This is a genomic window from Agrobacterium sp. SUL3 (assembly GCF_001263295.1).
Lineage (GTDB): Bacteria > Pseudomonadota > Alphaproteobacteria > Rhizobiales > Rhizobiaceae > Agrobacterium > Agrobacterium tomkonis.
Genome location: NZ_KQ414499.1, coordinates 237,729 through 251,361 on the forward strand (window position 1 = coordinate 237,729; position 13,633 = coordinate 251,361).

Here is a 13,633-nt window from a genome sequence, read left to right on the forward strand (position 1 = left end):
TCCCGTAATGATTAGGCTCGTTCGAAACCGCGCGCCACTTCCCAGTCGGTCACGCGGCGGTCGTATTCTTCCTGTTCCCACCGTCCGGCATGGACGTAATGATCGATCACATCGTCACCAAAGGCGTTGCGCAGCATTTTCGATCCATCCAGAAAGGCGGTGGCGTCACGCAATGTCTTGGGTATCTCGCGCACATCCTTGCCGCCATAGGCATCACCGACAAAAGCGGGCTCAAGTTCGAGTTTATTTTCGATGCCGTCAATGCCCGCCGCAAGCAAAGCCGCCATGGCGAGATAGGGATTGAGATCGGAGCCGCCGACGCGGCATTCGATGCGGATGCCCTTGGTGCCTTCGCCGCACAGGCGATATCCGGCCGTGCGGTTGTCGAGGCTCCAGATCGCCTTGGTGGGCGCAAACGTTCCAGCCATGAACCGCTTGTAGGAATTGATGTAGGGCGCCAGAAAATAGGTGATCTCGCTGGCATGGGCGAGAAGCCCGGCAACATAATGCCGCATCAGTTCCGACATGCCATGCTTGGCATCCTTGTCGAGGAATGCCGGTGTCTTGCCATCGAGGCTCCACAGCGACTGGTGAATATGCGAGGAACTGCCAGCGGCGTTATAGTTCCACTTGGCAAGGAAAGTCACCGCCTTGCCCTTCGACCAGGCGATCTCCTTGGTGGCGTTCTTGATGATGGCGTGCCGGTCGGCCATGGTCAGCGCCTCGGCATAACGCACATTGATTTCGGCCTGGCCGGGAGACGCCTCGCCCTTGGAGTTCTCGACCGGAATTCCCGCCCCCTGCAGACCCTTGCGCAGCGCCCGCATGACATCCTCTTCCTTGGTCGTCTGGAAGATATGGTAATCCTCATTATAACCGCTGGCGAGGTTCAGGCCCTTGTAGCCGCTGGCGCGCGCCGCATCGAAGGTCTGGTCGAACAGGAAGAATTCCAGCTCGGTCGCCATATAGGCCTTCAGCCCCATGGCCTCCAGCCGCGCCACCTGCTTTTTCAGGAGCGCACGCGGCGAATGCGGCACTTCTTCATGGGTGTGATGATCGAGCACATCGCACAGAACCAGCGCCGTGCCTTCCAGCCACGGCACACGCCGCAGCGTCGAAAGATCGGGTTTCAGCACATAGTCGCCATAACCCTTTTCCCAGCTGGAGGATTTATAGCCGGGAACGGTTTCCATCTCCATATCGGTGGCAAGCACGTAATTGCAGCTATGGGTTTCCTCATAGGCGCTTTCAACGAAAAATTCGGCCTGAAATCTCTTGCCCATCAGACGCCCCTGCATGTCGACAAGGCAGGCCAGAACCGTGTCGATGCGCCCCTCGGCGACATCCATCTTAAGCGCGTCGAATGTATAGCTCGTCATTTTGTCCGTTCCCTTTATTGTCTTGGCCGGGCGGCCGCATACGGCCGCCCGTTTGTTTGAGCATCAGGCCTTTGCAGCCGCCGCTGCCATGGCAGCCTGCTTGTGCTCCAGCGCAAATTCCTCTTCCGGCGACAGGATGAGGCGATGGCGTCCGACAAAGGCGAAATAAGCGATCGCCACGGCAAACCAGACCGCTACCCACAGCACGCCTTTGCTGAAGTTCGGATCCTGGATCTGGTAAAGCAGCGTGACGATGGCGATGATGATCGTCAGCACCGCACCCGGAATACCGAAGGGCGAACGGAACGGCCGCTCGATATGCGGCAGGTTCTTTCGGAGCAGAATGAAGGAAATCGCCTGCAGGATGTAGGAGAACATCGCGCCGAACACGGCCATGTTCAAAAGCACGCTGCCGATGATGCTGCCGCCCTGTTCCGCACCCAGCGAGAACCAGATGACCAGCATGACCGCAAGACCAACAATCGCGCCGGCAATGTTGGCGACGAAGGGTGTGCGGTATTTCGAGTGGGTGATCGACAGCACGGTCGGGAAATAGCCCGCACGTGACAGCGAATAGATCTGCCGGCCCTGCGCATACAGGATCGTATGGAAGCTGGCGATCAGGCCGGTGAGCGCCACGAGACCAAGCAGCACCACGCCGCCATCGCCGTAAATCGCCTTGAAACCATCAAGCAGCGGTTCCAGCGATGAACCGAGATGGAAGGCGCCGACACCGGGCAGCGACGGGTTGAGCAGCACGATCATGAAGGCCGAAACCATCAGTGTGATGACGCCGAGAATAATGCCCTTCGGCATATCGCGTTTCGGATCGACCGATTCTTCCGCCGCCAGCGGCAGCTGTTCAATGGCGAGGAACAGCCAGACCGCAAAAGGCAGCGTGGCGAGAACGCCCGAAAAACCGAAGGGGAAGAACGAACCGCCGCCCTCTGGCAGCTCCACAGCCTTGCCGTCAGGACCAACGCCGATATTCAGCGCGAAACGCGAGAAATCCATGTTAGGAATGGCGCTGATCCAGAAAAACACCAGAACACCGAGCGAAATCAGCGTGATGACCAGCGTCACCTTGAAGGAAAGCTCCAGCCCGAAGACGTTGAGGGCAAGGAAGATCAGATAGAAACCTATCCACACAAAGGGTGAATAGGCCGGATCGAGCCCCAGAATGGAATTCATGTAGGCCGTGATGAAGGTGACGATGACCGCCGGCGTCAGCACATATTCGACATTCTCGCAAAGTCCGGTGACGAAGCCGCCCCAGGGACCCATCGCGGTACGGGCGAAGGAATAGGCCGCCCCCGTATGCGGCAAGGCCGGGCTCATTTCCGCGATCGAAAATGTCAGTCCCAGATACATGATGGCGATGATGATGCCCGCCACCAGCATGCCGCCCCAGCCGCCGGTGGAAAAGCCGAAATTCCATCCGGAAAAATGCCCTGATATGACCGCCCCGACGCCGAGCGCCCAGAGCGACCAGACGCCCGCATAACGGGATAGTCCGCGTTTTTCGAAATAGGATGCATCAGCCTTCTTGTAGCTGACGCCTGACGATGAACTGTCCATGCCCTTCTCTCCTGAATAAGAAAAAAACAAGCCAGTCAGCCGTTATTGGCCGATTGTGCCCCAGTTTTCAGCACTTGCGGAAGGTTTCCGCGCTGTGCCGCACGCATTTGCTGTTCCCTTGCCGCTTCATGCCTTTCCGGCTTTCCTTGAATGTCGGCAGTCTCGTCTGGTGGCCGGCCCCGGTGTTTTCACCATCGGCCAGCCCTTGCTCCCTCACTCATCGATTGATGAGAGCGCCTTCCCCATAAGCTCGTGGAGGAACCCGGCAATTGCGGCCTGCTCCCCTTCATTGGTGATGAGATCGTTGCGGATCTCGATCATGACGTTCAAAAGCCCGTCCGGCAGCGCATGTAGCCTCAGCGTATGCGTCACGCCATCTTCCGGACCATAGGGATCGTTGCGTTTGACCGTGAGCGCCGACCCTTCGGCGCCAGCCAGCATCGCATCGGCCAGACGGCTGTCGCTATCATGCAAAATGCCAATCTGGACCGCGCGAAACTGGCCGTGATAGACCGGTGTGAAACTGTGGATCGTCACCACGACCACCCTGCGCCCGGAGGCCTGCCGCTCGGCGATGATCTCGCTGACGCGGTCGTGAAACGGAACATAGAGCGCAGAAGTGCGGGCGAACCGCTCCGCTTCGGAAAGATCGAAATTGCCGGGAATATCGTAAATCTCGCTTTTCACCGGCATGGCGGAAGGCGATTCGGGCGGGCGGTTGCAATCATAGACCAGACGCGAAAACCGTTGATGGACGAGCGTGGCGTCAAGGCTTTGCGAAAGCAGTCGCGCCACGGCAAGGGCACCTGGATCCCAGGCCGCATGGCTCGAGAGCACCTCCGGCGACAGACCGAGCGTACCGAATTTTTCAGGGATGGTGGCGGAAGCATGTTCGCAGACGAGAAGGACATCGCCCTTCCCCGCAGCGTTCTCGACGCCAACCGCCTGTCCTTCCACCTGCTTGAAAAACCGTGAACGCACCGTCATGCACGAACCCCATCCGGAAACCCGCCGTTCCGTCAACGACGAAAAGAATTCTTCACATTATTGCCAGTGTCAAATGGAATTTTGAAATTTTCTCTTCATTTTTCCCATTGACTCGATCGCCGACACAGATGTTTATTTTAGTGGAAGCACCGGCAGAAAGACCGGAAGGGGAAAGATTTGCGCAGCACGACGGCGACCGTGTCGGATGTCATACATGCCCATTATGATGCGCTGACCCGTTCGGAAAAACGGCTGGCGGAGAGCCTGCTCGGCAACTACCCCGTCTCGGGCCTCGGCAGCATCACCACCATTGCCGAAAATGCAGGCGTTTCAACACCGACCGTGGCGCGCATGGTGCAGAAGCTCGGCTATAAGGGCTACCCGGAATTTCAGGCGCATCTGCACCAGGAGCTTGAAGCGACAATCTCCGGGCCGGTCGCCAAACACGACCGCTGGGCCACCAATGCGCCGGGGCTGCATATTCTCAACCGCTTTGCCGACGCCATCACCGGCAATCTGCGCGACACGTTGAGCGACCTCGATACCGCCGTCTTCGACAATGCGGCAGCACTGCTTTCCGACCGCAAACGCAGCATCTATTTCGTCGGCGGACGCATTACCGGCGCGATCGCCGAATATTTCTTCACCCATATGCAGGTGATCCGGCCGAAAACGACGCTGATGTCATCAAATTCCAGCGCCTGGCCGCAATATATGCTGAATATGAGCGCCGGCGACGTGCTGGTAATCTTCGATATCCGTCGCTACGAACACGATATGACGACACTCGCCGAAGTCGCGAAAGCAAACGGCGTGCAGATTATTCTCTTCACCGACCAATGGACATCACCGGTGGCGCGCCACGCGCTGCACACTTTCCGTGTGAAGATTGAGGCACCCTCGGCCTGGGATTCCTCAGTCGTCACATTATTCGTGGTCGAAGCGCTGATCGAGGCGGTGCAAAGCGGCACCTGGGATGAAACGAAGCAGCGCATGAACGCGCTGGAGGGCCTGTTCGAGCAGACGCGGCTGTTCCGCCGGCCGGACAGAACATGAGAAATTATATAGCCGGCAACTTGCTTGACGCGGATGCCGCACGCTGATTGGATACCTGTGATCGCTACCAGCACGAAAAACAGGGTACATAACCAAGCTGGGGAACAGATCTGGCCAATAGGATGATGAGGGGATTATCCCGCAATTGCAGGCATAAAAGCCTGACGATGGCGGAAAATGGGCGTAAAGTGACGGAATCCGGATAAATAAATTGCAATCCAGCCGTCACATTAGCTTCATCTAGAATCCGTATCAGCGTCCGCAATATGAGAACACGAAGAGGAGAAAAAAGTGATCTCTCACTGCCGCCGACTGCTTGCTACGACCACTGCACTGGTCATCGCCTCCACCGCGATCGCCGCTGCTGAACCGAGCGCCGAACTGATCGCTGCCGCCAAGAAGGAAGGCATGCTGACCACCGTTGCGCTGCCGCACGACTGGTGCGGTTACGGCGACGTCATCGCCGCCTTCAAGGCGAAGTACCCGGAAATCACCGTCAACGAGCTGAACCCCGACGCCGGCTCCGCCGACGAAGTGGAAGCAGTCAAGGCAAACAAGGACAACAAGGGCCCGCAGGCGCCTGACGTCGTCGACGTCGGCCTCGCTTTCGGCCCGCAGATGAAGGCTGAAGGCCTGCTGCAGCCCTACAAGGTCTCCACCTGGGACGAAATTCCCGACAACGTCAAGGATGCCGACGGTTACTGGTACGGCGACTATTACGGCGTGATGTCGATGTTCGTGAACAAGGACCTCGTCAAGAACACGCCGAAGGACTGGGCCGACCTGCTGAAGCCGGAATATTCCGGTCAGGTAGCACTCGCAGGTGATCCGCGCGCTTCCAACCAAGCGATCCTCGGCGTTCTCGCCGCTGGTCTTGCCTCCGGTGCGAAATCCGGCAAGGAAGCCGGTGAAGCCGGCCTGAAGTACTTCGCCGACCTCAACAAGGCCGGAAACTTCCTGCCGGTTATCGGCAAGGCCGGCACGCTGGCGCAGGGCGCGACCCCGATCATCATCGCCTGGGACTATAACGCCCTTTCCTGGAAGAAGACGCTGAACGACAACCCGCCGACGGAAGTTGTCGTCCCTGAGAAGGGCGTTCTGGCTGGCGTTTACGTTCAGGGTATCTCCGCTTACGCGCCGCATCCGAATGCCGCCAAGCTGTGGATGGAACATCTTTATTCCGACGACGGTCAGCTCGGCTGGCTGAAGGGCTATTGCCACCCGATCCGCTTCAACGCCATGGTCAAGGCTGGCAAGGTTCCGCAGGAACTGATCGACAGCCTGCCGCCGGCAGCCGCCTATGAAAAGGCGATCTTCCCAACGCTCGAGGAAGTTGACGCCAACAAGGCCGCCGTTACGGCCGGCTGGGACAGCGTCGTCGGCGCAAACGTGAAGTAAACTGTTGAAAAAGCACCCCGGCTGATCAAAAAGCCGGGGTGTTTCTCTTATAATGAAGACCTTAATAGACAGACCGTTCGAAAACGGCGTTTGGGGACAAGGCATGCCATCAACCAACACCGGCGGACCATCCGACGCGGGCAGAAAGTTGCCGCTGCACTGGATAGGCGTCGTACCTTTTGCCGTTTTTGTTCTGCTGTTTCTGATCATGCCGACGATGAAGATCGTCATTGGCGCGTTTCAGCATGCCGATGGCAGCTTGACGCTGGAAAACATCGCCGGGCTTTTCACCCCGTCCATTCTTTCGGCCTACTGGATTTCGATCAAGATCAGCCTCGCCTCGGCGGCTCTCGGCTGCCTGATCGGTTTTGGCGTCGCCGCCGCCGTGGTGCTCGGTGGCCTGCCGCAGCGCATCCGCGGGCCGCTTCTCACCTTTTCGGGCGTCGCCTCGCAATTTGCCGGCGTTCCGCTTGCCTTCGCCTTCATCGCCACGCTTGGTCCGGTTGGCCTGCTTACCGTCTTCCTGAAGACACAGATCGGCATTGATCTTCGGCTCCTCGGCTTCAACATCCTGTCCTTCTGGGGCCTCACGGTCACCTATCTGTTCTTCCAGATACCGCTGATGATCCTCATCATCACGCCGGCACTGGACGGGCTGAAGCGCGAATGGCGCGAGGCTGCGGAAATCCTCGGCGCGACCGGCCTGCAATATTGGCGCATGGTGGCCTTCCCCATCCTTTTGCCGTCGCTGCTCGGCACCATGTCGCTGCTGTTTGCCAATGCCTTCGGCGCGGTGGCCACAGCAATCGCGCTCACCGGTTCCTCGCTCAACATCGTGCCGATCCTGCTTTTCGCGCAGATCCGCGGCGATGTTCTGGGCAATCCGCATCTTGGTTACGCACTCGCCTTCGGCATGATTGTCGTCACCGGCATTGCCAATGCGCTATATATCTGGCTGCGCGCCCGCAGCGAAAGGTGGCTGAAATGAAGCGGTTCTTCGCCTGGGGCGCGCTGATCTTCGGCCTGCTTTATTTCGCCCTGCCGCTGATCGGCATGACCAACTTCTCGCTGAAGATGCGGCGCGGCGAATATTCCTTCGACGCCTATGGCAAGGTGCTCACCGATCCGCGTTTCCAGGAAACCTTCAGCTATTCGGTGGTAATGGCGCTGTTCACCATCGTTTTCGGGGTTCTGCTGGTGGTGCCGACGGCCTATTGGGTGCGCCTGAAACTGCCGCACCTGCGTCCCTATATCGAATTCATCACGCTCCTGCCGCTGGTCATCCCGGCCATCGTCATCGTTTTCGGTTATATCAGGCTTTACAACACCTCAAGCTGGCTGCCGCTGACCGGCACGACCTTCGGCACCAACCTGCTTCTGATGTTCGGTTATGCCACACTGGCCTTGCCCTATATGTACCGCGCCGTCGATACGGGCCTCAGGACCATCGATGTTTCGACGCTGACGGAAGCCGCCCAAAGCCTCGGTGCAGGCTGGACGACCATCCTGTCGCGCATCATCCTGCCAAATGTTCTGGTCGCCGTGCTGTCTGGTGCGTTTTTGACCTTCGCCATCGTCATCGGTGAATTCACCATGGCGGCCCTTTTGAACCGCCCGGCCTTCGGCCCCTACATGCAGCTGCTTGGCGCCAACCGCGCCTATGAGCCGGCAGCACTTGCCGTGATTTCGTTCGGCATTACCTGGGGTTGCCTTGGTCTGATCCAACTCGTTTCACGCTACCAGAAGGGCGCGCCTCCCAAGGCCTGAGGACAAGATTTTCATGAGCTTTTTGACACTTAGCAACATCAAGAAATCCTTCGGCTCCGTGCAGGTCGTGCATGATTTCAACATGGCCATCGAAAAGGGCGAATTCGTCTCCTTCCTCGGGCCATCGGGCTGCGGCAAGACCACCGTGTTGCGCATGATAGCCGGCTTCGAAATCCCGACCGGCGGCTCCATCGTCATCAACGGCAAGGACCAGACGACGCTGCGCCCCAACCAGCGCAATATCGGCATGGTGTTCCAGGCCTATGCGCTGTTCCCGAACATGAATGTCTACGAAAACGTCGCCTTTGGCCTGAAAGTCGCCGGCAAGCCGAAAGCCGAGATCGATGCGCGCGTGAAGGAAATGCTCCAGCTCATCCATCTGGAACATCTGGCGGACCGCTATCCCTACCAGATGTCGGGTGGCCAGCAGCAGCGCGTGGCGCTTGCCCGCGCGCTCGCGCCGAAGCCGGAAGTGCTTCTGCTGGATGAACCGCTCTCCGCACTCGACGCCAAGATCCGCGTGTCGCTGCGTGAGGAAATCCGCCAGATCCAGCAAAAGCTTGGCATCACCACCATCTTCGTGACCCATGATCAGGAAGAGGCGCTGTCGATCTCCGACCGCATCGTGGTGATGAATGGCGGCCGTGCCGACCAGATCGGCACGCCCTTCGATATCTACAATAAGCCCGCCACCCGCTTCGTCGCCTCCTTCGTCGGCACGCTGAACCTCATCGACGCCACCATCGTCGATTCCGCGTCCAACATCATCCGCGTCGGAGAGCAGCAGATCACGCTCCACAAGCCGGTCGAAGCCGCAAACGGCGAAAAAATCACCCTCGCGCTCCGCCCGGAAGCGGGCTCGCTCGGCAGCGACGCGAAAGGCGATGTCGCCATTTCCGGCACCGTCACCTCCAGCCAGTTCCTCGGCTCCGTTATCCGCACCCGTCTCGATCTCGGCGGCTCGACCCTGTCTTTCGACATGTTCAATGATCCCGGCACCGCGCCGCCCGCCATTGGCGAACAGGTGACGCTCAAATTCGCAGCCGGCGATCTGATGGTGATCAAGGACTAAACCGCTTTTCTCCATCGGTGGAAGAGGCTAGAGCATTTCCAGTAAAAGTGCGTAGCGGTTTTGCGTCCGGAAAATGCGAAGAAATAAAGATATAGAGCAGGTATTGAATACGAACCTGCATGCCAGCAATATGAGGCCATGATGCGCGCGCTTTTTTACGAACGATTTGGCGAAACCCCTGTCGTCGCATCCCTGCCCGATCCGGAGCCAACCGATGGTGGCGTGGTCATCGAGGTAAAAGCGACAGGCCTCTGCCGCAGCGACTGGCATGGCTGGATGGGGCATGACACGGATATTCGCCTGCCGCATGTTCCAGGCCACGAATTCGCCGGTGTCATCGCCGCGGTCGGCAAGAACGTCACCCGTTTCAAGACAGGCGACCGTGTTACGGTGCCTTTCGTTTCCGGCTGCGGCCACTGCCATGAATGCCGCTCCGGCAACCAGCAGGTCTGCGAGGCGCAGTTCCAGCCGGGCTTCACCCATTGGGGTTCGTTTGCCGAATATGTCGCCATCGATTATGCCGACCAGAACCTCGTGCATCTGCCTGATACGATGAGCTACGCCACCGCTGCCGGCCTCGGCTGCCGTTTCGCCACCTCCTTCCGCGCCGTTACCGATCAGGGGCGCCTGAAGGGCGGCGAATGGCTGGCGGTACATGGCTGTGGCGGTGTCGGCCTCTCCGCCATCATGATCGGCGCGGGCCTTGGCGCGCAGGTTGTCGCCATTGACATTGCCGAAGACAAGCTCGAACTCGCCCGCCAGCTCGGCGCGACGGCCACCATCAACAGCCGATCGGTCGCCGATGTTTCGGAAGCGGTGCGCGAAGTGACGGGCGGCGGCGCGCATGTGTCAATCGACGCCCTCGGTCATCCGCAGACCTGCTGCAATTCCATCAGCAATCTGCGCCGGCGCGGCCGCCATGTTCAGGTTGGCCTCATGTTGGCCGATCACGCCATGCCCGCCATTCCCATGGCTCGGGTCATCGCCCACGAGCTGGAGATTTACGGCAGCCACGGCATGCAGGCATGGCGTTATGAAGACATGCTGGCCATGATCGAAAGCGGCAAGCTTGCACCGGAAAAACTGATCGGCCGCCACATCACCCTCTCCGACGCCATCACGGCCCTGCCCGCCATGGACAGTTTCCAAGAAAGCGGCATCAGCATCATCGACCGGTTCGAATAGTGCAGGCTCCCGCAACCACCTGAGATTCGCAAATTGCGTCCGGTTCAGGCACCCCTGCGCCCGAACGCCCGGACCGGAGCCGCTCCCGGGGCAGACGCATGGGCCGGCGATGCTGCCGGGATATGCGCCGCGTGATCGGTCTGGCTATCGCTCCATTGACGGTTTATCAGCTGTTTCTTGCGGACCTCTAGCGGGTCGGGGGCATCCTCCTCCTGCTGTTGCTTACTTCCCGCAACTGCGGAGGTCGTCGCCAATCGCGAAATCCACCGCACGACCTGCATGCCCTTGTGAACAAGCACAAAGATACCAACAATTGCGACCGCTATGATAATCACGAGGTTCCAGGGCGCGTCGCTGCCCCTCGCCGCCCGCTCCATGCGGTCTTTTGTCGTCGGATCAAAACCAAGCGTCGCCTTCAGCCTGGCGATGTCCGCATCGCTGAGCTTGCTGTACCGCTCTCCACGATACAGCACATAACCGCTCCTATCCCCGCTGTTGAGATAGCCAACGTCGAATGCTTCCCCGTCACGAAGAAAAGGCTCGTTGTCCGGCAGATCGTAAACGAGATCGATTGTCTCGCCGCCGCCAAATCCGGGGATGACAAAAAACCGAGACCTCCGCGCCTCAGCTTCGCTCACGAATAACGCAGAAAATAGAACCGCAACCGAAAAAAGCGCAACATGCTTCATTCACTCTCTCCAATAACAACGAGAATGATGATAACTGGCATTACTGAATTAATTTAAGATTTATACTTAAAGTAAAATCATGAATTTCAGATATTTATTATATTTATCTAAAATATACAAATTATTACTTTATGTATACCATCTAATTTATAATAATATGATCTTCTAAAGAGGCGGAATGGCGTATTTCCGCCAACACTGCAAACCATTGCGCACATAGGGCCCCACGTTAAGCCGCAATCACACGCAATTGCTTTGAGACCAGGGCCGCAATGATGCGACAGAGCGCAACGTCGGCAAACATGACGGATTAGATGCAAGGACCGAGACATGCTGTTTCTCGATAGCGTAACCATGAAAGAAACCCCGGGCGGACGGGACGACTATCCTTTCTCGGTTCCGGCGCTACGCCAGCTGGAACGCCTGGAATTCAAGACGCCGATCACTTTTTTTGCCGGCAATAACGGCTCCGGTAAATCAACGCTTCTGGAAGGATTGGCGGCCGGAATGACGGCCTATGCCATCGGCAACCACGGCCAGGTTTCGGGCGATCTGTACCTTCAGCATGCCGAGACCGTGGCAAAGGCCTTTTATTTCGCCCGCAAGAAATATCCGAAAATCCGCATGTTCATGCGCGCCGAAGATGTGCTTGGCTATATCCGCCGGCTGAATGAAGAGACGCTGGACGATTTTCGCTGGGAGCGGGAAAAAGCCCTGAAAAAAGGCGAGGACTTTCCGGAAGAAACCCCGGAGACCTTTCGCAGGATCGTGAGGAACAACACCATCGACCGGCGGTCGCATGGCGAAGGATTTCTCGATATCATGCAACAGCGGGTGCATGGCGCCGGCCTCTATTTCCTCGACGAACCGGAAAGCCCGCTTTCACCGCAAAAACAGCTGGAGCTTGCGGCCATCATCCGCCACGCCGCCGACAGTGGCGGGCAGCTGATCATCGCCACCCATTCACCCGTGCTTTTGGCCATTCCCGAAGCGACGATCTATTATTTCGATGAGAACGGCATCACCGAACGCCTCTATGACGAGCTGGAGAACATCACTTTCCTGCGGCGCTTTCTCGATCGTCCATCAAAATTCATAAGCGATTGAGAGCCGATAAAGCTTGAAATCCCACTTCTCTTGCAGCATGCCCATTAGCAACATGTGAATTAGAAAAAGAAGCAGGCCTATGTCTCCCACCAACACACCGGCAGCTGCCCGGCCCCTGAACAGCCAGGATTACAGAACTCTTGGCCTTTCGGCCCTCGGCGGCGCACTCGAATTTTACGATTTCATCATTTTCGTGTTTTTCGCCACCGTCATTGGCCATCTGTTCTTCCCGCCGGAAATGCCGGACTGGCTGGTGATGATCCAGACCTTCGGCATCTTTGCCGCCGGTTATCTGGTGCGACCGCTCGGCGGCATCGTTCTGGCGCATTATGGCGACCGTTATGGCCGCAAGCGCGTCTTTGCCTTCTCCATCCTCCTGATGGCGCTCTCCACCCTCGGCATGGCGCTGATGCCGACCTATGCCACCATCGGCGTCGCCGCCCCCATCCTGCTCATCATCCTGCGCATGCTGCAGGGCGCGGCCATCGGCGGTGAAGTGCCGGGCGCCTGGACCTTCGTTGCCGAACACGTGCCCTTCCGCCGCGTCGGGCTTGCCTGCGGTTTCCTCACATCGGGTCTTTCCTTTGGCATCATGCTGGGCTCGTTGATCGCCTTTGCCATCAATTCCCTGTTCTCGGCAGAAGATGTGGCGGCTTATGCCTGGCGCATTCCCTTCCTGCTCGGCGGCATCTTCGGCCTCATCGCCGTCTATCTGCGCCGCTGGCTGGAAGAGACGCCGATCTTCAACGAGATGAAAAAATCGAAATCACTGACGGACAAGCTGCCGCTCGGGCTGGTGCTGAAACACCATATGCGCGGCGTGGTCATTTCCGCCCTGCTGACCTGGGTTCTCTCGGCCGCCATCGTCGTGACGACGCTGATGACAGCCACATTCCTGCAAAAGCTTTATGGCTACACCCCGACGCAGGCGCTGGCCGGCACCAGCTTCGGCACGCTGTTCCTGATCTTCGGCGTCATCATTGCCGGCGCGCTCATCGACCGCGTCGGCTCCGGCATCTTCTTCATGGTGGCAAGCATCTTCTTCGGCATCGCCACCTTCACCTTCTACAGCTACGCTGGCGCGTCGCTTGAAACCATGTTCATTCTCTACGGCGTCATGGGCCTTTCGGTCGGCATGGCGGGAGCCGTGCCCTATGTCATGGTGCGCGCCTTCCCGGCATCGGTCCGCTTCTCCGGCCTCTCCTTCGCCTATAACGTCTCCTATGCCGTCTTCGGTGGACTGACACCGATTGGCGTGACCACGGCACTTGCCGTCAATCCCATGGCGCATGCCTGGTATCTGGTGTTCATCGCCGTCCTCGCCTTCTGCATTGGCCTTTACCTCTATCTGCGCGGCAGCGAGGTCGAGAGCCATGTCGGCATAGAAGAACTGGCGGCGTTGAGGTCGTAAGCTT

Annotated in this window: 12 protein-coding genes; 8 read left to right on the forward strand and 4 right to left on the reverse strand. The window is 58.4% G+C overall.

Annotated features, from left to right (window positions below; all coding sequences use genetic code 11):
• Positions 1-11: 11 nt before the first annotated feature.
• The 3 genes from AKG12_RS04985 to AKG12_RS04995 all read right to left on the reverse strand — a co-directional run bounded on the left by AKG12_RS04985 (position 12) and on the right by AKG12_RS04995 (position 3,944).
• Positions 12-1,379 (reverse strand): glutamine synthetase family protein, encoded by a 1,368-nt coding sequence (locus tag AKG12_RS04985; protein ID WP_052818034.1) that lies wholly within the window; start codon positions 1,377-1,379, stop codon positions 12-14.
• Positions 1,380-1,442: 63 nt separating this feature from the next.
• Positions 1,443-2,957 carry an amino acid permease gene (locus AKG12_RS04990; protein ID WP_046798029.1) on the reverse strand — a complete coding sequence of 505 codons (1,515 nt, stop codon included), beginning with the start codon at positions 2,955-2,957 and terminating at the stop codon, positions 1,443-1,445.
• 213 nt (positions 2,958-3,170) lie between these two features.
• Entirely contained in the window at positions 3,171-3,944 is a 774-nt protein-coding gene (locus AKG12_RS04995) for an N-formylglutamate amidohydrolase (RefSeq protein ID WP_052818035.1), read from the reverse strand.
• Positions 3,945-4,121: 177 nt separating this feature from the next.
• Here AKG12_RS04995 and AKG12_RS05000 point away from each other — a divergent pair, with 177 nt between their 5' ends.
• The 6 genes from AKG12_RS05000 (at position 4,122) to AKG12_RS05025 (ending at position 10,422) form a co-directional block, all read left to right on the forward strand.
• A complete protein-coding gene (locus tag AKG12_RS05000; protein WP_046798027.1) occupies positions 4,122-5,000 on the forward strand; it encodes a MurR/RpiR family transcriptional regulator in 879 nt (292 codons plus the stop codon).
• A gap of 291 nt (positions 5,001-5,291) precedes the next feature.
• Positions 5,292-6,398 (forward strand): ABC transporter substrate-binding protein, encoded by a 1,107-nt coding sequence (locus AKG12_RS05005; RefSeq protein WP_046798026.1) that lies wholly within the window; start codon positions 5,292-5,294, stop codon positions 6,396-6,398.
• Positions 6,399-6,501: 103 nt separating this feature from the next.
• A complete protein-coding gene (locus AKG12_RS05010) occupies positions 6,502-7,386 on the forward strand; it encodes an ABC transporter permease (protein WP_046798025.1) in 885 nt (294 codons plus the stop codon).
• Positions 7,383-8,165 carry an ABC transporter permease gene (locus tag AKG12_RS05015; protein WP_046798024.1) on the forward strand — a complete coding sequence of 261 codons (783 nt, stop codon included), beginning with the start codon at positions 7,383-7,385 and terminating at the stop codon, positions 8,163-8,165. The genes AKG12_RS05010 and AKG12_RS05015 overlap by 4 nt, the downstream gene beginning before the upstream one ends.
• Positions 8,166-8,178: 13 nt before the next feature.
• Complete coding sequence (locus AKG12_RS05020) at positions 8,179-9,237, forward strand: ABC transporter ATP-binding protein (RefSeq protein WP_052818036.1); 1,059 nt, start codon at positions 8,179-8,181, stop codon at positions 9,235-9,237.
• Positions 9,238-9,378: 141 nt separating this feature from the next.
• The gene (locus AKG12_RS05025) at positions 9,379-10,422 is read left to right on the forward strand and encodes a zinc-dependent alcohol dehydrogenase family protein (protein ID WP_046798422.1); all 1,044 of its coding nucleotides are present in this window, start codon (positions 9,379-9,381) and stop codon (positions 10,420-10,422) included.
• A gap of 44 nt (positions 10,423-10,466) precedes the next feature.
• Here the strand turns inward: AKG12_RS05025 and AKG12_RS05030 are convergent, their stop codons facing one another.
• The gene (locus AKG12_RS05030) at positions 10,467-11,111 is read right to left on the reverse strand and encodes a hypothetical protein (protein ID WP_052818037.1); all 645 of its coding nucleotides are present in this window, start codon (positions 11,109-11,111) and stop codon (positions 10,467-10,469) included.
• A gap of 330 nt (positions 11,112-11,441) precedes the next feature.
• On the opposite strand from AKG12_RS05030, the gene AKG12_RS05035 reads away from it, so the two are divergent.
• Together AKG12_RS05035 and AKG12_RS05040 are read left to right on the forward strand one after the other, a co-directional pair.
• A complete protein-coding gene (locus AKG12_RS05035; RefSeq protein ID WP_052818038.1) occupies positions 11,442-12,218 on the forward strand; it encodes an AAA family ATPase in 777 nt (258 codons plus the stop codon).
• Between the two features lie 79 nt (positions 12,219-12,297).
• Positions 12,298-13,629 (forward strand): MFS transporter, encoded by a 1,332-nt coding sequence (locus AKG12_RS05040; protein ID WP_052818039.1) that lies wholly within the window; start codon positions 12,298-12,300, stop codon positions 13,627-13,629.
• Positions 13,630-13,633 lie beyond the last annotated feature (4 nt).